Source organism: uncultured Campylobacter sp. (assembly GCF_938002845.1).
GTDB lineage: Bacteria > Campylobacterota > Campylobacteria > Campylobacterales > Campylobacteraceae > Campylobacter_B.
Genome location: NZ_CALKZP010000039.1, coordinates 36331 through 56981, shown reverse-complemented (window position 1 = coordinate 56981; position 20651 = coordinate 36331). Strand labels below are relative to the sequence as shown.

At 46.2% G+C, this 20651-nt stretch carries 19 protein-coding genes and 5 tRNA genes; 23 read left to right on the top strand and 1 reads right to left on the bottom strand.

Annotated elements, in window-relative coordinates:
* The first annotated feature begins 22 nt into the window (after positions 1-22).
* Genes hemB through Q0224_RS06005 form a run of 7 tightly spaced genes read left to right on the top strand, consistent with a single transcriptional unit; the run spans position 23 to position 5470 of the window.
* Positions 23-997 (top strand): porphobilinogen synthase, encoded by a 975-nt coding sequence (gene hemB / locus Q0224_RS06035; RefSeq protein ID WP_297949872.1) that lies wholly within the window; start codon positions 23-25, stop codon positions 995-997.
* 2 nt (positions 998-999) lie between these two features.
* Complete coding sequence (locus tag Q0224_RS06030) at positions 1000-1215, top strand: hypothetical protein (RefSeq protein WP_297949870.1); 216 nt, start codon at positions 1000-1002, stop codon at positions 1213-1215.
* A 24-nt stretch (positions 1216-1239) separates the two neighbouring features.
* Entirely contained in the window at positions 1240-1380 is a 141-nt protein-coding gene (locus Q0224_RS06025) for a hypothetical protein (protein WP_297949868.1), read from the top strand.
* The gene (argF, locus tag Q0224_RS06020) at positions 1377-2300 is read left to right on the top strand and encodes an ornithine carbamoyltransferase (protein ID WP_297949866.1); all 924 of its coding nucleotides are present in this window, start codon (positions 1377-1379) and stop codon (positions 2298-2300) included. Before Q0224_RS06025 ends, argF begins: the two co-directional genes overlap by 4 nt.
* Before the next feature lie 14 nt (positions 2301-2314).
* Entirely contained in the window at positions 2315-2797 is a 483-nt protein-coding gene (locus tag Q0224_RS06015; RefSeq protein ID WP_297949864.1) for a DUF2603 domain-containing protein, read from the top strand.
* The gene (gene hemN, locus Q0224_RS06010) at positions 2790-4154 is read left to right on the top strand and encodes an oxygen-independent coproporphyrinogen III oxidase (protein WP_297949862.1); all 1365 of its coding nucleotides are present in this window, start codon (positions 2790-2792) and stop codon (positions 4152-4154) included. The genes Q0224_RS06015 and hemN overlap by 8 nt, the downstream gene beginning before the upstream one ends.
* Positions 4155-4165: 11 nt before the next feature.
* On the top strand, positions 4166-5470 hold the full coding sequence (locus Q0224_RS06005) for a (Fe-S)-binding protein (RefSeq protein ID WP_297949860.1): 1305 nt from the start codon (positions 4166-4168) through the stop codon (positions 5468-5470).
* Between the two features lie 620 nt (positions 5471-6090).
* On the opposite strand, the gene Q0224_RS06000 is transcribed toward Q0224_RS06005, so the two are convergent.
* Entirely contained in the window at positions 6091-6303 is a 213-nt protein-coding gene (locus Q0224_RS06000; RefSeq protein WP_297882846.1) for a hypothetical protein, read from the bottom strand.
* Between the two features lie 126 nt (positions 6304-6429).
* Here Q0224_RS06000 and Q0224_RS05995 point away from each other — a divergent pair.
* The 16 genes from Q0224_RS05995 to Q0224_RS05920 all read left to right on the top strand — a co-directional run bounded on the left by Q0224_RS05995 (position 6430) and on the right by Q0224_RS05920 (position 20584).
* Positions 6430-6505, top strand: a tRNA-Thr gene (locus Q0224_RS05995).
* A gap of 36 nt (positions 6506-6541) precedes the next feature.
* Positions 6542-6626, top strand: a tRNA-Tyr gene (locus Q0224_RS05990).
* A 12-nt stretch (positions 6627-6638) separates the two neighbouring features.
* A tRNA-Gly gene (locus Q0224_RS05985) sits at positions 6639-6715 on the top strand.
* 132 nt (positions 6716-6847) lie between these two features.
* Positions 6848-6922: transfer RNA gene (locus tag Q0224_RS05980), tRNA-Thr, on the top strand.
* Between the two features lie 56 nt (positions 6923-6978).
* Positions 6979-8178 carry an elongation factor Tu gene (tuf, locus tag Q0224_RS05975; RefSeq protein ID WP_040304280.1) on the top strand — a complete coding sequence of 400 codons (1200 nt, stop codon included), beginning with the start codon at positions 6979-6981 and terminating at the stop codon, positions 8176-8178.
* A gap of 56 nt (positions 8179-8234) precedes the next feature.
* Positions 8235-8408 (top strand): 50S ribosomal protein L33, encoded by a 174-nt coding sequence (gene rpmG, locus Q0224_RS05970; RefSeq protein ID WP_005872634.1) that lies wholly within the window; start codon positions 8235-8237, stop codon positions 8406-8408.
* A 7-nt stretch (positions 8409-8415) separates the two neighbouring features.
* Positions 8416-8491: transfer RNA gene (locus Q0224_RS05965), tRNA-Trp, on the top strand.
* 12 nt (positions 8492-8503) lie between these two features.
* Complete coding sequence (gene secE, locus Q0224_RS05960; RefSeq protein WP_005872632.1) at positions 8504-8677, top strand: preprotein translocase subunit SecE; 174 nt, start codon at positions 8504-8506, stop codon at positions 8675-8677.
* A 14-nt stretch (positions 8678-8691) separates the two neighbouring features.
* Entirely contained in the window at positions 8692-9222 is a 531-nt protein-coding gene (gene nusG, locus Q0224_RS05955; protein WP_297949858.1) for a transcription termination/antitermination protein NusG, read from the top strand.
* Positions 9223-9242: 20 nt separating this feature from the next.
* Positions 9243-9668: a 50S ribosomal protein L11 gene (gene rplK, locus Q0224_RS05950; RefSeq protein ID WP_005872629.1), complete on the top strand. Its 426-nt coding sequence runs from the start codon at positions 9243-9245 to the stop codon at positions 9666-9668.
* A 56-nt stretch (positions 9669-9724) separates the two neighbouring features.
* The gene (gene rplA / locus Q0224_RS05945) at positions 9725-10426 is read left to right on the top strand and encodes a 50S ribosomal protein L1 (RefSeq protein ID WP_291939398.1); all 702 of its coding nucleotides are present in this window, start codon (positions 9725-9727) and stop codon (positions 10424-10426) included.
* A gap of 113 nt (positions 10427-10539) precedes the next feature.
* Positions 10540-11019, top strand: coding sequence for a 50S ribosomal protein L10 (gene rplJ, locus Q0224_RS05940; RefSeq protein ID WP_295152864.1), 480 nt, complete (start codon positions 10540-10542; stop codon positions 11017-11019).
* Positions 11020-11039: 20 nt separating this feature from the next.
* Positions 11040-11420 (top strand): 50S ribosomal protein L7/L12, encoded by a 381-nt coding sequence (gene rplL, locus Q0224_RS05935; protein ID WP_177386842.1) that lies wholly within the window; start codon positions 11040-11042, stop codon positions 11418-11420.
* A 90-nt stretch (positions 11421-11510) separates the two neighbouring features.
* Positions 11511-15647 (top strand): DNA-directed RNA polymerase subunit beta, encoded by a 4137-nt coding sequence (gene rpoB / locus Q0224_RS05930; protein ID WP_297949856.1) that lies wholly within the window; start codon positions 11511-11513, stop codon positions 15645-15647.
* Positions 15644-20158, top strand: a complete 4515-nt coding sequence (gene rpoC / locus Q0224_RS05925; RefSeq protein ID WP_297949855.1) for a DNA-directed RNA polymerase subunit beta' — start codon at positions 15644-15646, stop codon at positions 20156-20158. Before rpoB ends, rpoC begins: the two co-directional genes overlap by 4 nt.
* A gap of 36 nt (positions 20159-20194) precedes the next feature.
* Positions 20195-20584, top strand: a complete 390-nt coding sequence (locus Q0224_RS05920; protein WP_297949854.1) for a DoxX family protein — start codon at positions 20195-20197, stop codon at positions 20582-20584.
* The last annotated feature ends 67 nt before the right edge of the window (positions 20585-20651 follow it).

Here is a 20651-nt window from a genome sequence, read left to right as displayed (position 1 = left end):
TCTAGCTAAAAAAGGAAAAATAATGTTTAAACGATTTAGACGGCTACGAATAAACCCTGCGCTCAGGGATCTGGTGCGACAAACCGATCTGCAAACCCGCTTTCTAATCTATCCGCTTTTTGTGGTGGAAGGAAGCGGCATCAAAAAGGAGATCGCCTCGATGCCGGGCGTATTTCAGATGAGCGTCGATGAAATTTTAAAAGAGTGCGAGACCCTTTTGGCGCTCGGTTTGGATAAAATTTTACTTTTCGGAATTCCTTCGCTAAAGGACAGCATCGGCTCGGACGCGCTAAGCGAGGACGGCATCATCGCTACTTCGCTGCGCGCGATAAAGGCTAAATTTCCAAATTTACTCGTCATCACCGATCTGTGCTTTTGCGAATACACCGACCATGGGCACTGCGGCATCATTGATCACGTTCATCAGACGGTGGATAACGACGCGACGCTTGAAATTTCGGCGCAGCAGGCGCTCATCCATGCTAAAGCGGGCGCGGATATGATCGCGCCTAGCGGCATGATGGACGGTATTATCGCAACTCTGCGAGAGACGCTCGATCGCGGCGGATTTGAAAATTTACCGATTATGGCGTATTCGACGAAGTTCGCCAGCGGCTACTACGGGCCGTTTCGCGACGTGGCGGAGAGCGCGCCGAGTTTTGGTGATCGCAGCAGCTATCAGATGGATCCCGCAAATAGATTTGAGGCGATCAACGAAAGCCTGCAAGACGAGGCGCAGGGAGCGGATATTTTGATGATAAAGCCCGCGCTTGCGTATCTGGATCTAATCAGAGACTTGCGGGAGCGCACGCTGCTGCCGATCTGCGCGTATAACGTAAGCGGCGAATACTCGCTACTGCAGGCGGGTAAAAAAGCGGGCGTGATCGATTATGAGCGAGTGATGATGGAGACGATGATAGGCATAAGGCGCGCCGGCGCGGATATGATCATCACCTATCACGCCAAAGAGATCGCGGAAATTTTAAACAGGGGCTAGTGATGAATAAAATAGCACTAGAGATTAAAAGTAACGAAATGGAAGCCGTCTTGGATGCGGTGATGAAGCTAGCAAAAAAGATGAAATTTGAAGCTAAAATTTTGTCCGAAAATAGGGATGGGTATATAGAAAATTTTGGCGAGCTTTCTAGCGCCGTTCTTACAAAGCTGGATAAACCGAGCAATAGGGCTGTTTTTGAGCGATTAAAGGATAAATGAAATATTTGACGCTAGTTTTTATCGGTGAATTCTATAGTTTTGGACGACGAGGAATTTTATGCGGCGATGGAAGACGTAGTCGTAAAGGTGGCTACGGGCGATATGACGAAAGGTGATTTAAAAGAATTTTTTAGTAAATTTATAAAAGATAAAGGAGCGATATGAGGCACTTTCTTACGTTAAACGATTTTAGCAGAGATGAGATAATCGAAATTTTAAATTTGGCGTTTGAGATTAAAAAAGAGGCCAAGGTACGAAATTTCAAGCCATATTTAAAAGATCAAAAATTAGCGATGATATTTGAAAAAAGCTCGACCAGGACGCGCGTTAGCTTTGACGTAGGGATGAATGAGCTCGGCGGGCACGCGCTATTTTTGAGCAGTTGCGACATCCAGCTCGGGCGCGGTGAGCCGATCAAAGACACTGCGCGCGTGATTTCGCGAATGTGCGATCTAATCATGGCGCGCGTAAATCGCCATGAGACGCTCATAGAGCTTGCGGAATTTAGCCGCGTGCCGGTGATAAACGGGCTAAGCGATAAATTTCATCCCGTGCAGCTAATGGCGGATTTAATGACGATCGTGGAGCACGGCACTTCAATTTCAAAGATAAAAGCCGCGTACGTGGGCGACGGCAACAACATGGCTCACTCGTGGCTCATGCTTGCCAGCAAGCTTGGCTTTGAGCTGCGAGTAGCGACGCCCGTGGGCTACGAGGCCGATCCGCAGATACTAGCGCAGGCGCGGCAAAATGCCGAAATTTCGGGCGCTAAAATTTTAATAACGAACGATATAAAAGAAGCCGTAGCGGGCGCAAACGTCGTGACGACCGATACTTGGGTCTCGATGGGGCAAGAAGCCGAAAAAGAGCAAAGAATTCGCGATTTCGCAGGCTTTTGCGTGGACGAAAGCTTAATGGCTCTAGCAGGCAGCGGCGCGATCTTTTTGCACTGCCTGCCGGCGTACCGCGGATATGAAGTAAGCGAGATCGTGTTTGAAGCGCACGTGGATGAAATTTTTGCAGAGGCGGAAAATCGCCTGCACGCGCAAAAGGGCGTTATGGTCTGGCTGGATCAAAGAAGGTAAATTTAGGAGAAAGCATGGAAGAAAAAGAGAAAGCTTTAAAAAAGATCGACAAAGCGAGCGAATTTTTTGGGCTGGATAGCTCGAAAAGGACGGTTTTTGAAATTTCGCAGGGCGAGGACAACGAGAAAAAACTCACTTTAAAAAGCGGCTCGTGGAGCGACGAGGAGCCGTGGTTCGGCATCGACGAAAATAACGAAGTGCACACGATGATCTCGATAAAATCGCTTGCAAATCTCATCGCCGCGACCAAAAACGCGATGCAGGAAAATTTTAATCTCAAGCTTGAGCGCTCGATTTTGCAGCATACGCCGGTAGATTTCGGCGACGCGTGGATCGTGTGTATGGATGAGATCAGAAGGCTTACGGGCGCAAATCCGAATGCGAAAAGATTAAGCTTAGATGTTGATGCCGTCGTTTCGCGCGTAAAAAGCCTGCATCCAAACCTTTTCATCGACATTGAAGAGCTTATCAAAACCAAGGCGGGCGGCCGTGAATAGCATAGACTTCGACGCTTACGCAAAATTTTCGCGCCCGGGGCCTCGCTACACGAGCTATCCGACCGCTTTGGAATTTAGCGAGAACTTCAGCTACGACGGGTATCTGAATGAGCTGAAAAATCAAAAAAGCTCCACGCCGCTGTCGCTTTACTTTCACATGCCGTTTTGCCGCTCCGCCTGTTATTTTTGCGGCTGCAACGTAATCTACACGGGCAAGCGCGACAAGATGGATCGGTATTTGGACTATATCGAGCGCGAAATGCAAATTTTAAGCGGCGTAGTGGACGGCTCGCGGCAGATCGTGCAGATGCACTTCGGCGGCGGCACGCCTACATATTTTAGCGCCGAACAGCTCGCGCGCCATATAAAAAATATCAAAAAATATTTTAAAAATTTCAGCCCCGAAGCCGAGATTAGTTGCGAGATCGATCCGCGATTTTTAAACGCCGAGCAGCTTGACGTGCTCGTTTCAAACGGCTTTAACCGCATCAGCTACGGCGTGCAGGATTTCGACGAGCGCGTGCAAAAGGAAATCCACCGCATCCAGCCTTTCGAACTTACTAGGGACGTCATAGCTATGGCGCGCGAGAGGGGGATAAAATCGATAAATATGGATCTCATCTACGGCCTTCCGTATCAGAGCCTAGCTAGCTTTAAGCGCACGCTAGAGCTTGCGCTTTCGCTTGATCCGGACCGCTTCGCGATCTTTAACTATGCGCACGTGCCGTGGATAAAAAAATCGATGCGTAAATTTGACGAGACGACGCTGCCCGAGCCGAAGGTAAAGCTTGAAATTTTAAAATTTACACACGATTTTTTGAGCGCGAACGGATATGAGATGATCGGCATGGATCACTATTCAAAGCCCGCAGACGAGCTTCATACTGCACTTAAAAACGGCTCGCTGCACCGTAATTTTCAGGGCTATACGACCAAGGGCGGCGCCGATCTGATCGGCATCGGGCTAACTAGCATCGGCGAGGGCGTGCGCCACTACGCGCAAAATTTCAAAGATATGGACGCTTACGAGGCCGCGATAGATGCAGGCAGGCTACCGTATTGCAGGGGCGTTTTGCTAAATGAAGAGGATCTGCTGCGCAAAGAGGTGATTATGGGGCTGATGAGTAATTTTTGCGTCGATATAGAGGCGATCGAGGAGAAATTTAAGATAAAATTTTTCGAGCATTTCGGCGCGAGCCTAAAGCAGCTTGAGGCGTTAAAGGATTTCGTGCAAGTCTCGCCAAATAGGATTTCCGTAACGCCTACCGGCACGCTTTTGATCCGCAATATCGCGATGTGCTTTGATGAGTATATGGGTAAAAATTTGGGCGAAAAGCGCTTTTCTAAAACCGTTTAAGCGGCGCGGCTATGAGTAAGGCAAAGCTTGGAGCGTTCGATTTTGCAGCACTTAGCGAGCGTTGCGTAAAATGTGGTAAATGCATCCAAGTCTGCACGATTCATAGCATTAACGGCGATGAAGTAACGAGCCCGCGCGGTTTTGTGGATCTTTTGGGCGCTTACGGCAGGAATGAGCTAAAGCTTGATAAAAACACTAAGAAAATTTTTGAGAGCTGCTTTTTATGCACCAACTGCGTAGATATTTGCGGTGAGTCTTTGCCCATAGATACGGCGATTGAGAATATTCGCGCGCGCATTGCGGAGAAATTTGGCATCGCGTGGTACAAAAAAGCTGCGTTTTGGCTGCTCGGGCACCGCAAAGCGCTGGATCTAGCAGCAGCGCTTGGATACGTGTTTCTTAGCTGTGGCTTTAAGATGCGAAAAGATACGCAAAGCTCTATGTCGCCTAGATTTGGCTTACCAATACTTAAAAAAGAGCGCTTGTTGCCTGCTCCTGCGAAAAAGAGCTTTATGAACTCGCACGCAGAATTTATCGACAACGGCGGCGAAAAAACTATCGGAATTTTTATAGGCTGCATAGCAAACTACGCTTACACGGGCGTAGGCGAGGCGGTTTTATATATCGCGCGAGCGCTAAAGCTAAACGTAAATTTGATGAAGGAACAAGCCTGTTGCGGCGCTCCTGCGTATTTTACGGGAGATTTTGCGGCGGTTGAACGCGTGGCAAAATTTAATATAGCATATTTCGAAAAAGTCATGCCTGCTCTTGATGCGATTATTGTGCCCGAGGCTACGTGCTCTGCGATGTTGCGGGTGGATTACGCGCATTTTTTTGAAAATGAGCCGCAATGGAAAGCCCGCGCACAAAAGCTTGCGAGTAAAATTTTTATGGCTAGCGAATACTTTTATAAATTTACAAACTTAAGTGATCTTTTGATGCGCCGCGGCAAAAGGGCTTTAGCGATTACTTATCACGATCCGTGCCATGCCCGCAAAATGCAGGGTATTTGGAAAGAGCCGCGCGGCTTGCTCGCTCAAAACTACGAAATAACCGAGATGGATGAGCCTAATAAATGCTGCGGATTTGGCGGTGTGACGATGCAGACCGAGCGCTACGAGCTCGCGCGCGCAGCGGGATTAGCTAAGGCGCGCGCAATGGCGGATCTACCCGTGCGCGTAGTCTCTGCTGAGTGCAGTGCGTGCAGGATGCAGCTAAATAATTCGCTTTTTTTAAGCAGCTCGCAGATGAGGTGCATAAATCCGCTAGAGCTTATCGCTGAAGCGCTTATGGGCGAGGAAAATTCCAATGGATAAATTTTGCGTTTTAGAAGCTCCTGCATTTCGCCAGCTTTTTACTCAATTCAAATCCTGGGGTAAAATTCTGTGCTTTTTAAATTTTGGTTTTTAAAAATTATGATTAAATTTTATCTTTAGCTTGTAAAGGTTGCGGTTTGCGTCTTTGAGCTTTTGGACAAAGTAGCCTGAAGCGGTGCACGGGGCGGCAAGCCCACAGGTTTTGCTCTGCGGCGGGGTTGATTAATGTGATTTTAAATACTAAAATTTTGTGGTTTATAATTTTGTTGAGGGATTTGCGCAAAATTTTAAGAAGTTGAATTGTAAGATGGATTTTAGCAGGAATTCTAATTTTAAGCGGTATTGTTTGAAATTCTATGGAATTTGCGGCTAATGGCTGGAATTTTGATTTATTAATTCGCGTGGATTTGCTTAGCGTTGCAGGATTAAAACGCGAATTTTAAATTTCGTAAAATTTAACGAATTAGTTACGTATGAGCTTCTTACACTTCGCGGTTTCGACGTTGCGGTAAAATTTCTTTCAAAAATGCCAAAGTATGCATAAAATATACTCACAATTTTTAGCACGAGATATTTGGCAAAAAGGCTAAGCTAGCGAGATCATGGATTTAAATTTAATTTTATTCTTGCTCTTTTGCGTCATCTTCAGAGTCCAGCTTTGCTTCTTCGATCAAGAGCCTGTTAGCTTCGGTAGCCTTTTTTATCTCGCTTAAGTTTTCTTCTATCTTATTTAAGCGCTTTTCAAGGGTATTTAGGCGCTTTTCGGAGCGGGAGATAAAATAATAAATCAAATAAATCATAAAAACTATGATGATCCAAGGTACGATTTTCATATAAAATTCCTTAAAATTTAAAATTGCGTGCATTATAGCAGAAATTTTATGAAATTTTAAAATAGGCTGTTTTAGCCTTGACAATTGGGGATTTTTCGGTTATAATTGCCACTTCAATTTCAAAATGCTGGTGTAGCTCAGCTGGTAGAGCTACTGCCTTGTAAGCAGTGGGTCGGCGGTTCGATCCCGTCCACCAGCTCCATTTTTTGTAACAGTGTTTGACCAGATTTCATCAAAGGGTGAGATACTCAAGTGGCCAACGAGGGCAGACTGTAAATCTGCTGGCTTTGCCTTCCGTGGTTCGAATCCACGTCTCACCACCATGAATTTTTGATGCGGGATTAGCTCAGTTGGCTAGAGCATCAGCCTTCCAAGCTGAGGGTCGCGGGTTCGAGCCCCGTTTCCCGCTCCAGATTTTGGAACTAAACTGGGAGCTGTAAGATGATAAAAATATTAAATTTTATACATTTTCTACGGCACACCTTTTTAATTTCATTTAGTTGTTTATGCTTTTTCAAAAATTCTCTAATGCCAAGAGTTTGACGCTCATATGGCTCAGAGGTAGAGCACTTCCTTGGTAAGGAAGAGGTCGCGGGTTCAAGTCCCGCTATGAGCTCCATAAAATAGAGTCGCTTAGTTTGTTGTGTAATCCACAAATCAATAACGGAGGATATGATGGCTAAAGAAAAATTTAATCGTAACAAGCCACACGTAAACATTGGTACCATCGGTCACGTTGACCATGGTAAGACTACTTTGACAGCTGCTATTTCTGCTGTTCTTTCCAGGAAAGGTCTAGCTGAGCTAAAAGACTACGACAATATCGACAACGCTCCAGAGGAAAAAGAGCGCGGTATTACTATCGCTACGTCTCACATCGAATATGAGACCGAGAAACGTCACTATGCTCACGTTGACTGCCCTGGCCACGCCGACTACGTAAAAAATATGATTACCGGCGCGGCTCAGATGGACGGCGCTATTTTAGTTGTCTCTGCTGCAGATGGTCCTATGCCTCAAACTCGCGAGCACATCTTGCTTTCTCGCCAGGTAGGCGTTCCTTATATCGTAGTTTTCCTAAACAAAACCGATATGGTCGATGATCCGGATCTTTTAGAGCTAGTCGAAGAGGAAGTTAGAGATCTTTTAAAAGAGTATAAATTCCCTGGCGACGAGACCCCAATCATTAAGGGCTCTGCTCTTAAGGCTCTTGAGGAAGCAAAAGCTGGACAAGACGGCGAATGGTCTGCAAAGATTATGGAGCTTATGGATGCGGTTGATAGCTATATTCCAACTCCTGTTCGCGATACTGATAAAGATTTCCTTCTTCCGATCGAAGATATTTTCTCGATTTCCGGTCGCGGTACCGTTGTAACCGGTAGAATCGAAAAAGGTATCGTTAAAGTTGGCGATACTATCGAGATCGTAGGTATTAAACCTACTCAAACTACTACCGTTACCGGCGTTGAGATGTTTAGAAAAGAGATGGATCAAGGTGAAGCCGGCGATAACGTAGGTGTTTTATTGCGCGGTACTAAGAAAGAGGAAGTAGAGCGCGGTATGGTTTTATGCAAACCAAAATCTATCACTCCTCATACTAAATTTGAGGGCGAGGTTTATATCCTAACTAAAGAAGAAGGCGGACGCCATACTCCATTCTTTAATAATTATAGACCGCAGTTTTACGTTCGTACGACAGATGTTACCGGTTCGATTACTCTTCCTGAGGGAACCGAAATGGTAATGCCTGGCGATAATGTTAAGATTACCGTTGAGCTAATCGCCCCGATTGCTCTTGAGCAAGGTACTCGCTTCGCGATTCGCGAAGGCGGTCACACCGTAGGTTCAGGCGTCGTTTCGAAAATCATCGCTTAATTTTTTTGCAAGCGGAATTTTAAAATTCCGCTTGCTTTTTTATTCAAGGAAACCAAATGGCAAAGAATTCAAGTAGAGTAAAGGTCGGATTAAAATGCTCCGAAAGTGGCGATATTAACTATACTACTTATAAAAACAGCAAAACTACGACCGAAAAACTAGAACTTAAAAAATATTGCCCTAGATTAAAAAAGCACACGCTTCATAAAGAAGTAAAGTTAAAAGGCTAATTGTTATAGGGCAATAGCTCCAACGGTAGAGCGCCGGATTCCAAATCCGATGGTTGGGGGTTCGAATCCCTCTTGCCCTGCCACGAGGATTGGGTATGGAAAAAGTAAAAGAGTATTATAAACAAGCAAAAGTAGAGTTAGATAAGGTAATTTTCCCGACTAAAGATCAAACTAAAACAGCATATATCTCTGTAGTCGTCGTAGTCGTAGTTATCGCACTGTTTTTAGCGCTAGTGGATCTGATTATGTCCGCTTTGATAACGGCTTAAGTAAGGATCGCAATATGGCAAATAAATGGTATGCGATACAAACTTACGCCGGCAGCGAGATGGCGGTAAAGCGTGCGATAGAAGCGCTAAAGCAAGATGAAGCGCTTGAGGCTAAGATCGGCGAAGTGCTAGTGCCTACCGAAGATGTTATAGAGGTCAAAAATACAAAGCAAACCATCAAAGAGCGTAGCTTATATCCAGGATATTGCTTTGCAAATTTAGATTTGGATACCACTTTATGGCATAGAATTCAGATGCTGCCTAAGGTCAGTCGCTTTATCGGCGAGGCGAAAAAACCCTCTGCGTTACCGGAAAAAGATATCGAAATAATTCTAGAAAAGATTAATAATCGCGAGGCTCCTAAGCCCAAGATTAATTTCGATGAGGGCGAGACGGTTAGGATCGTCGATGGGCCTTTTGCTAATTTCAACGGCATCGTAGAAGAGTATGATATGATCCATGGCAAGCTTCGCCTCAATGTTTCGATCTTCGGACGAAGCACGCCGATTGAAATTTCATACTCGCAAGTTGAAAAGATTATTTAAATTTTATAAGGAGTAAATTTATGGCTAAGAAAGTTGTTGGCGAAATCAAGCTGCAAATAGCGGCCGCAAAAGCAAATCCAAGCCCGCCGGTAGGTCCTGCACTAGGTCAAAAAGGCGTTAATATTATGGAATTTTGCAAAGCGTTTAACGAGCGAACCAAAGATATGGCGGGCTTTAACATTCCTGTTATCATCACGGTTTATGCCGATAAAAGCTTTACTTTCATCACTAAGCAACCGCCTGCGACGGATTTGATCAAAAAAGCGGCGAAGATAGATAAGGGTTCGGACAACCCTCTTAAAAAGAAGGTAGCATCCTTAACGAAAGCTCAGGTTTTAGAGATCGTCGAGAAAAAGATCGCCGATCTGAATACCAAAGATAGAGAGCAGGCTGCTAGGATTATAGCGGGTTCGGCTCGTTCTATGGGTATTACGGTCACTGACTAAACCTTTTGACCGCTAAGGTTTAAAAAAGCGGTAGCACTTTAATTGCGGAGAAATATATGCCAAAAAATTCAAAAAGATTCAACGAACTTTTAAAAAAAGTTGATGTAAATAAAATTTATAGCGTAGATGAAGCGGTAAGCACAGTAAAAACTCTAGCTTCTGCTAAATTTGATGAGACGGTGGAGATCGCTCTTAAACTAAACGTAGATCCAAGACATGCCGATCAGATGGTGCGCGGCTCGGTCGTTTTGCCTGCTGGTACTGGCAAGAGCGTTCGAGTAGCCGTGATTGCAAAAGACGCAAAGGCTAGCGAGGCTAGCGAAGCAGGTGCCGATATCGTGGGCGCCGATGATCTGATCGAAGAGATTCAAAAGGGAAATATAAATTTTGACGTTCTTATCGCCACTCCAAATTTAATGGGGCTAGTTGGCAAGGTAGGTCGTATTCTTGGTCCAAAAGGCGTTATGCCGAACCCTAAAACCGGTACCGTTACTATGGATGTCGCTCAGGCCGTTAAAAACGCTAAGGGTGGACAGGTAAACTTCCGCGTCGATAAGCAGGGAAATATCCACGCAGGCCTTGGCAAGGCTAGCTTTAGCAAAGAGCAGCTTTTAGACAATCTTACGACGTTTATTAAAACCATAAATAAGCATAAGCCAGCGACTGCGAAGGGCAGATACGTAACCCACGCATCGCTTTCACTTACTATGAGCCCTGCGGTTACGCTGGATAATCAAGAAATAATCGATTTAAAATAAAATTTTAAATTTTTATCTTAGATTGGAGATAGTTCAAGGTTTTTAACTTAATTGATCGAAATTTCAAAATTTCGATCGCTTGTCTTGAAATCACCGATCGGAAAGGAGACCTAATGACGAGAGACGAAAAATCAAAGATAGTAGCGGAGCTTGGCGAGGCTTTCAAAGCTAGCGAAGCTATAGTAATTTCCGATTTTAAAGGCCTTAGCGTTAAGCAGCTTGAAGATCTTAGAAATAGCGCGCGCGAAGCGGGCGTAAAGGTTCGGGTTATCAAAAACACCCTAGCCAATATCGCATTAAAAAATGCCGAAAAAAACGGACTTAGCTTTAAAGATACCAATATCTTCTTATGGGGCGAGCAGCTTTCTGTATGTAAAGTAGCGGCTAAATTTGAAGAGAAAAATGAAATTTTTAAACTTAAGACCGCTCATATCGATGGTGAAGTAGCCGGCGTAGATAAGGTTAGGGCGCTTTCGAAGATGCCTTCGAGAGACGAACTTATCGCGATGTTACTTCAAGTATGGAATGCGCCGATTCAAAATTTTACGATCGGCTTAAATGCGCTGAAGCAGAAAAAAGAAGCTAGCGCTTAATTAAAATTTAGGAGAATAATATGGCAATTTCAAAAGAAGATGTTTTAGAGTATATCTCTAATCTTTCGGTGCTAGAGCTTAGCGAGTTAGTTAAAGAATTCGAAGAAAAATTTGGCGTAAGCGCAGCTCCGGTTATGGTAGCTGGCGGCGCAGGTGCGGGCGGCGCAGGTGCGGCAGCGGCTGAGGAGAAAACAGAATTCGACGTCGTATTGCTTGATGCAGGCGATAAGAAGATCAACGTAATTAAGGTCGTTCGCGCCTTAACAGGCCTTGGTCTAAAAGAAGCCAAAGACGCTACCGAGGCTACTCCGTCCGTTCTTAAAGAGGGACTTAACAAAGAAGACGCCGAGAAGGCTAAAAAAGAGCTTGAAGAAGCAGGCGCTAAAGTCGAACTCAAATAAATCGCGAAATTTTGAAATTTCGCATACAAATGTGTGCCGGTGCGTTGCATCGGCACTTCTTTCTTTAAAATACAACTACGAGGTAGTGGAATGTTAAACAGCCTATATTCAGGAAATCGTCTTAGAGTGGATTTTTCAAAGGTTCCCAAAGACATAGAAATTCCGAATTTATTACAACTACAAAAGAAAAGTTTTGATCATTTTTTAAATCTTGATAACTCGGGTGGAGAAAGCGGCATAGAGAAGGTTTTCAAAGCCATTTTTCCTATCCACGATGCACAGAATAGACTAAGTATCGAGTATGTAAGTAGCGAAATTTCAAAGCCAAAGTATTCGATCAGGGAATGCATGGAAAGAGGGCTTACTTATTCGGTAAATTTAAAGATGAAGCTCCGCCTGCTCGTGCATGAGCGCGATGAAAAGACGGGTAAAAAAATCGGCGTAAAAGAGATCAAAGAGCAAGATATATTTATTCGCGACATTCCTCTAATGACCGATAGAATTTCATTTATCATTAACGGCGTCGAGCGCGTCGTCGTAAATCAGCTGCACAGAAGCCCGGGCGTAATCTTCAAAGAGGAAGAGAGCCCGACGGTTCTAAATAAACTAATCTACACCGCTCAAATAATACCGGATCGCGGCAGCTGGCTATACTTCGAATACGACGTAAAAGACGTACTATATGTGCGCATAAATAAAAGACGCAAGGTTCCGATCACGATCCTATTTCGCGCACTCGGTTACAAAAAACAAGACATAATAAAATTATTTTATCCTATTAAGACAATCTATATCAAAAAAGGAAAATTCCTGACCGATTTCGATCCGAAAGAATACGCGGGCAGGCTCGATTACGACATTATAAACGAAAAGGGCGAGGTGCTTCATCAAGCAAGCAAGCGCCTAACATCCAAAAAAGCGGAGAAGTTAGCGGAGGACGGACTAAAGCTAATCGAATATCCGGCTGAAATTTTAGCCGAGCGCTACCTAGCGGGCGCCATCGTCGATAAAAACAGCGGCGAAGTGCTTTTTGATTCACTAACCGCGCTTGATGAGGGCAAGTTAGCCAAGATCGCTAACACCGAGAAAAAATTTACGATCGCCAACGACCTAGCTAGCGGCGTAGATACTTCTATCATAAATTCTTTCATCCAGGACGCCGACGCGCTTAAGCTCTTGCAGCAAAGCGAAGGCATAGACGACGAGAACGATCTGGCTGCGATTAGAATTTACAAAGTAATGCGCCCCGGCGAGCCGGTGGTAAAAGAAGCGGCAAAGAGCTTCGTAAACGATCTATTTTTCAATCCGGAGCGCTACGATCTGACCAAAGTGGGTCGCATGAAGATGAATCATAAACTAGGCATCGAAGCGCCGGAGTACGTAACCGTGCTAACTAGTGAAGATATCATCAAAACCGCGAAATATCTAATCAGGGTCAAAAATGGCGACGGCTTCATCGACGATCGCGATAATCTCGGCAATCGCCGTATCCGCTCGATCGGCGAGCTTTTAGCAAACGAGATGCACCTTGGATTTATCAAGGTTCAAAAGGCGATCAAGGATAAATTTACAGGCATTAGCGGCAATTTAGAGGAGCTTATGCCGTATGATTTCGTAAATCCTAAAATTATCACCACTACGCTTATGGAATTTTTCACCGGCGGCCAGTTAAGCCAGTTTATGGATCAGACCAACCCGCTTAGCGAGGTCACGCATAAGCGCCGTCTATCTGCGCTGGGCGAGGGCGGTTTAGTTAAAGAGCGCGCAGGTTTTGAGGTGCGCGACGTCCATCCTACGCACTACGGTAGAATTTGCCCTATTGAGACGCCGGAGGGTCAAAACATCGGTCTGATAAATACCTTAGCGACCTATGCGAAGGTAAATGATCTAGGCTTTGTCGAGGCTCCGTATAAAAAGGTCGTAAACGGCAAGGTAACCGACGAGATCGTCTATCTTACCGCTACGCAGGAAGAGGGGCTCGTAATCGCTCCTGCGTCCGCTAAATTGGATGAAGAGGGCAATATCGTAGAGGAGCTTTTAGAGGTCAGAAAAGATGGCGAAAACATCATGGCTAAACGCGAGGATATTTCGCTGATAGATCTTTGCTCCGGTATGGTCGCGGGCGTAGCGGCGTCGCTGATTCCGTTTTTGGAACACGACGATGCTAACCGCGCGCTTATGGGCTCGAACATGCAGCGCCAAGCCGTGCCGCTTCTGCACTCTACCGCTCCTATCGTCGGAACGGGTATGGAAGCGGTCATCGCGCGCGATTCGTGGGAAGCGATCAAGGCTAAACGCGACGGCGTCGTAGAAAAGGTCGATAATAAAAATATATTCATTTTGGGCGAAGATGAAAAAGGCCCGTTTATCGATCACTACTCGATGGAGAAAAATTTACGCACTAACCAAAACACTACCTTTTCACAGCGCCCTATTGTGCGAAAAGGCGACGTGATAAAGGCAGGTCAAATCATAGCCGACGGTCCTAGCATGGACGGCGGCGAGCTCGCGATCGGCAAAAATGCCCTCATAGCTTTCATGCCGTGGCATGGCTATAATTATGAGGACGCCGTCGTCATGAGCGAAAAGATGATTCGTGCCGACGAATACACCAGCGTGCATGTTTATGAAAAGGAGATCGAGGCTAGAGAGCTAAAAGACGGCGTGGAGGAGATCACGCGCGACATCCCTAATATCAAAGAGGAGGAGCTTACCCACCTCGATGATAGCGGTATCGTAAAGATTGGTACTCACGTCAAACCTGGCATGATCCTAGTAGGCAAGGTAACTCCGAAGGGCGAGGTCAAGCCGACGCCTGAAGAGAGGCTTTTGCGCGCGATCTTCGGCGAGAAGGCGGGACATGTGGTAAATAAATCTCTCTACGCTACCGCTTCGATGGAAGGCGTGGTGATCGACGTTAAAATTTTTACCAAAAAGGGCTACGAGAAGGATCCACGCACGAACAAAGCCTATGAGGATGAAAAAACTGAGCTCGAAAGGGAGCATCACGACAGGCTTTTGATGCTTGATCGCGAAGAGATGCTAAAGGTAGTGGCGCTACTTTCTAAAAGCGCTTTGCAAAGCGATCAAAGCCTAAATAAAAAAGATTATAAAAAGGGCGATAAGGTTAAAAAAGAGGAGCTTGAAAGCTCCAACCGCTTTACGTTAAATTCCTTCGTCAAGGCTTATTCTAAAGCTGTTCAGAAGGAATACGAAGAGCTAAAAAACCACTTCCAAAACGAGAAGCGCAAGCTCAAAGAGGAGCATGACGAAAAGATCGAAATTTTAGAAAAAGACGATATCTTGCCAAGCGGCGTCGTTAAGCTCGTAAAGGTCTATATCGCTACCAAGCGCAAGCTAAAAGTGGGCGATAAGATGGCGGGTCGCCACGGAAACAAGGGTATCGTTTCAAATATCGTCCCTGAGGTCGATATGCCGTATCTGCCTAGCGGACAGCGCGTGGATATCGTGCTAAATCCTCTCGGCGTTCCAAGCCGTATGAATATCGGTCAGATAATGGAGAGCCACCTAGGTCTTGTGGGTTGGCGCTTAGGCGAGCAGATCGCTAAAATTTTAGAAGAGAAAACGGGCGAATGGATAAAAACCCTTCGCGCCAAAATGATTGAGATCGCAGGCGTTTCCAAACTAATGCAGGCTAAAAAAACGCTTGAGAAGATCAGCGACGAAGATCTTTTGAAATACGCTAGAGACTGGGCTAAGGGCGTTAGATTTTCCGCTCCGATATTCGAAGGCATTGTGCCGGAGGATTTCAAAAAGCTATTTGAAATGGCGGGCATCGATCAGGACGGCAAGACCGAGCTTTACGACGGTCGCACCGGCGAAAAGATCAAAGAGCGCGTAAACGTGGGCTGCATGTATTATCTCAAGCTGCACCACCTAGTCGACGAAAAGGTTCACGCAAGAAGCACCGGTCCTTACAGCCTAGTTACGCAGCAGCCGGTCGGCGGCAAGGCGCTATTCGGCGGTCAAAGATTCGGCGAGATGGAAGTTTGGGCTCTGGAGGCATACGGCGCGGCATACACGCTTCGCGAGATGCTAACGATCAAATCCGACGACGTCGACGGACGCTTGGCTGCGTATAAGGCGCTGACAAAAGGCGAAAACGTTCCGTCTACAGGAATTCCTGAGACATTTTTTGTTTTAACAAACGAGCTTAAATCGCTTGCTCTAGACGTTGAAATTTACGAGAATGGAGAGAATAAATGAGCGATAATTCAAATTTAGAAAGAATAGAAATAAAAGAGGACGCCAGAGTCCACGACTTCGACGCGTTTGCAATCAGGCTTGCTAGTCCCGAGCAGATCAAGGCTTGGAGCCACGGCGAGGTCAAAAAGCCCGAAACTATCAATTACCGCACGCTCAAGCCGGAACGCGACGGTCTATTTTGCGCTAAAATTTTCGGTCCAGTAAGAGATTATGAGTGCATCTGCGGAAAATATAAGAAGATGCGCTACAAAGGCTGGAAGTGCGAAAAATGTGGCGTCGAGATCACGAGCTCGAAGGTTCGCCGCACTAGAATGGGGCATATCGAGCTGGTAACGCCGGTGGCGCATATTTGGTACGTAAATTCCTTGCCTAGCCGCATAGGTACGTTGCTAAACATCAAGATGAAAGATCTCGAGCGCGTGCTTTACTACGAGGCGTATATCGTAGAAAGTGCAGGCGAGGCATTTTACGACAACGAAAATTCTAAAAAGGTCGAGAAATACGACGTTTTAAACGAAGAGCAGTATCAGAGCCTAAAAGAGCGCTTTTCGCAGACGGGCTTCGTCGCCAAAATGGGCGGTCAGGTAATCCGCGATATGCTAGCTGAGCTTGATTTGGTCGAAATTTTATCCGCCCTTAAGCAGGAGATGGAAAATACAAACTCCGAAGCGAAGAAAAAAACCATCGTCAAGCGTCTAAAGGTCGTCGAGAGCTTTTTAAATTCCGGCAATAAGCCCGAGTGGATGATGATTACAAATCTTCCCGTGCTGCCTGCCGATCTGCGCCCGCTTGTTAGCCTTGAGGGCGGAAAATTTGCGGTTTCGGACGTAAATGATCTATACCGCCGCGTCATAAATCGAAATTCTAGACTTAAAAGGCTGATGGAGCTTGACGCCCCCGAGATCATCATCCGCAACGAAAAACGAATGCTTCAAGAGGCGGTGGATGCGCTTTTTGACAACGGACGTCGCGCCAACGCCGTGAAGGGCGCCAATAAGCGGCCGCTTAAATCTCTAAGCGAGATCATTAAAGGTAAACAAGGTCGCTTCCGTCAAAATTTGCTCGGAAAGCGCGTGGATTTTTCGGGTCGCTCCGTCATCGTCGTGGGTCCAAATTTACGCATGGATCAGTGCGGTCTACCTAAGACGATGGCGCTTGAGTTATTCAAGCCGCATCTAATCGCTCGCCTTCAAGAGAAGGGCTATGCTACGACCGTTAAGCAGGCTAAAAAGATGATTGAAAATAGGATCAATGAAGTTTGGGAGTGCTTGGAGGAGGTCGTTAAAGATCACCCGGTTATGCTAAACCGCGCGCCGACGCTTCATAAGATGTCTATTCAGGCGTTTCATCCGGTGCTCGTCGAGGGCAAGGCGATCAGGCTGCATCCACTAGTCTGCGCCGCATTCAACGCGGACTTTGACGGAGATCAGATGGCGGTGCACGTGCCGCTTAGCCAAGAGGCGATCGCGGAATGTAAAATTTTAATGCTTAGCTCGATGAACATCTTGCTTCCTGCGAGCGGAAAGCCCGTCGCAGTGCCCAGCCAGGATATGGTTTTAGGAATTTATTATCTAAGCTTGGAAAAGCCAGGTGCAAAAGGAACGAATAAAATTTTTGCAAACGTCGATGAGGTAATGCTTGCCGTGGAGGCAAACGCGCTAGATATCCACGCTAAAATTAAAACTATGATCGATCGTCGCATTATCTTTACGACCGCGGGCCGCTTGATCATCAAATCGATCCTGCCTAGCTTTATTCCGGATCATCTTTGGAATAAGATTATGAAGAAAAAGGATATCGCCGAGCTTGTCGATTACGTCTATAAAAACGGCGGCCTTGAGATAAGCGCGGAATTTTTGGATAATCTTAAAAACTTAGGCTTTGAATCCGCGACCAAAGCGGGTGTTTCGATCTCCGTTTCGGATATCATCGTGCCGAAGTCTAAAGCGGGTCTTGTAGAAGAGGCTAAAAAGCAGGTGCGAGAGGTTCAGAACCAATACGGCGCGGGCTTGCTAACCGACGGCGAGCGCTATAATAAAACGATTGACATCTGGACCAGCACTAGTAAGAAGCTAGCCGATGAGATGATGAAGATGATGGAGAAAGATAAGGACGGCTTTAATTCTATTTATATGATGGCCGATAGCGGCGCGCGAGGTAGCGCGGAGCAGATCAAGCAGCTAGCGGGTATGAGAGGTCTGATGAGTAAGCCCGACGGCTCGATCATCGAAACGCCGATCACTTCAAATTTTAGAGAGGGTCTAAACGTAAATGAGTACTTCATCTCGACTCACGGCGCGCGTAAAGGTCTTGCCGATACTGCGCTTAAGACCGCAAACGCGGGCTATCTTACGCGCAAGCTGATCGATGTCGCGCAAAACGTCAGAGTTACAATGCACGACTGCGGTACGCACGAGGGTATCGAGGTTACTGAGATCGTAGAAAACGGAACGCAAATAGAAAGCCTAGCCGATAGGATTATGGGTAGGGTGCTAAGCTCGGATGTAATTGATCCGGTGTCGAATGAAATTTTATTCACCGAAGGCACGCTTCTAGGCGTTAATGAGGTACGCACCATAGTCGATGCCGGCATCAAATCCGTAAGCATCCGCACGCCTATTACGTGCAAGGCTGAAAAAGGGGTTTGCGCGAAGTGCTACGGCGTAAATTTGGGCGAGGGCAAGCTAGTAAAACCGGGTGAAGCGGTCGGTATCATATCGGCGCAATCAATCGGCGAGCCAGGCACGCAGCTTACGCTACGAACCTTTCATGCCGGCGGTACCGCATCTACCGAGCAGCAAGATCGTCAAGTAATCGCCGATAAAGAGGGCTTTATCAGATATTACAACGTAAAGACCTACGAAAACGGCGGCAAAAATATCGTAATGAACCGCAGAAACGCCGCGGTGCTTTTGGTCGAGCCTAAGATCAAAGCTCCGATTACCGGCAAAGTAAGCATCGATATAACCCACGATGATGTGAATATCACGCTAAAGGGCAAGAAGGAAGAATTTAAATATACTATCCGACGCCACGATCTAGCTAAGCCTACTGAGCTTGCTGGCGTAAGCGGTAAAGTTGAGGGAAAATTCTACATCGTATTTAAAGACGGCGAAACCGTTGGAGAAAATGATAGTTTAGTAGAGGTTATAAAAGAGGACTGGAATATCCCTACTCGAATTCCGTTTGCCAGCGAACTTCGCGTAAAAGATGGCGAGCCGGTAACTCAAAAGATCAAAGCGGGAGCAAATGGTACGCTTAAGTATTTCATCCTAAAGGGCGATTATTTAGAGAGACTAAGAGATATCAAAAAAGGTCATGTCGTAAGCGAGAAGGGTATGTACGTAGTCATCTCCGATGAAAACGGCAGAGAGGCGATCCGCCACTACATACCGCGCGAATCTGTCATTACCTATGATGATAATAGCGTCGTAAAAAGCGAAGATCTCATCGCTAAGCCTAAAAAAGACGATCGCTTGATCATTGCCGAGTGGGATCCGTATTCCATCCCTGTGGCCGCAGAGTGCGAGGGTAAGATTAGCTTTGAGGATATCGAGCCTGGATATACCGCTACGGAGCAATATGACGAGACTACCGGCCAGAGCCGCTTGGTCATCAACGAGTATCTGCCTCAGGGCGTCAAACCGGCCATCGTCGTTACTCCTAGCAAGGGAGAGCCTATCAAATATAATCTAGGACCGAAGACCGCGATTTTTACGAATAAGGGCGATCAGGTAGCGATTGCGGATATTTTGGCTAGAACACCGAAGGCTGCTGCGAAATCAAAAGATATCACTGGCGGTTTGCCGCGCGTATCGGAGCTATTTGAGGCGCGCCGTCCGAAAAATACCGCGATTATCGCGGACATCGACGGCACCGTTCGCTTCGATAAGGCGTTGCGTGCAAAAGAGCGCATTGTAATCGAGGGCGAGGACGGAACAAGCGCCGAGTATCTAATCGATAAGAGCCGCCAGATCCAGGTGCGAAACGGCGAGTTCGTCCACGCAGGCGAGAAACTTACCGACGGAGTTATCAGCTCGCACGACGTGCTTAGAATTTTAGGCGAAAAGGCGCTGCACTACTATCTGATAAGCGAAATTCAACAGGTTTACCGCTCTCAAGGTGTCGTCATCAGCGATAAGCATATCGAGATCATCGTATCACAGATGCTCCGCCAGGTCCGAATCGTCGATAGTGGCGATACTCAGCTAATCGTCGGTGATCTGATTAGCCGCCGCAGATTTAGAGAAGAAAACGAGCGTATTATAAAAATTGGTGGCGAGCCTGCGATTGCTGAGTCTGTGCTACTGGGCGTAACTCGCGCGGCTGTTGGAAGTGATAGCGTCATTTCGGCAGCGTCCTTCCAAGAGACTACGAAGGTTCTAACCGAGGCTAGTATCGCGGGTAAATTTGACCGATTAGAGGACTTGAAAGAAAACGTAATTTTAGGTCGCATAATTCCGGTCGGAACCGGTCTGTATAAAGACAAGGAAGTTAAACTTAAAAAATAATTTAGGGCAAAAAGCCCTAAATTTAAAGGATGAAACATGAATATGATCAACATAAATTTCGGTCTGTTGTTTGTCAGGTTGGGGCTTGGAGTTTGTCTTTTAATGCACGGAATTTTTAAGTTCACTCACGGCATAGACGGCGTAAAATCGATGCTGGTAGCCAGAGGAATTCCGGATCTGGTGGCCTACGGCGCATACGTGGGCGAGGTGCTGGCGCCCGCGATGATAATCATAGGCGTATTTTGCCGCATAGGCGCTCTGCTTGTGATCGCAAACGTGCTCATGATAATATACGTCCTACATACTCCGTTGGGTGCGCTTACCGGAGTGGGCGGATTTGAGCTGGAAATTGTATATCTATATCTTTCCGCTGCGATCTGTCTAGTGATCTGCGGCGGCGGAGAGTTTGTGCTGATTAGAGATTAAAATTTAGTTAAATTTACGTTTCTGTAAGTTTAAACAAAGTATAATCCAAATCTTTTTGAATAAATTT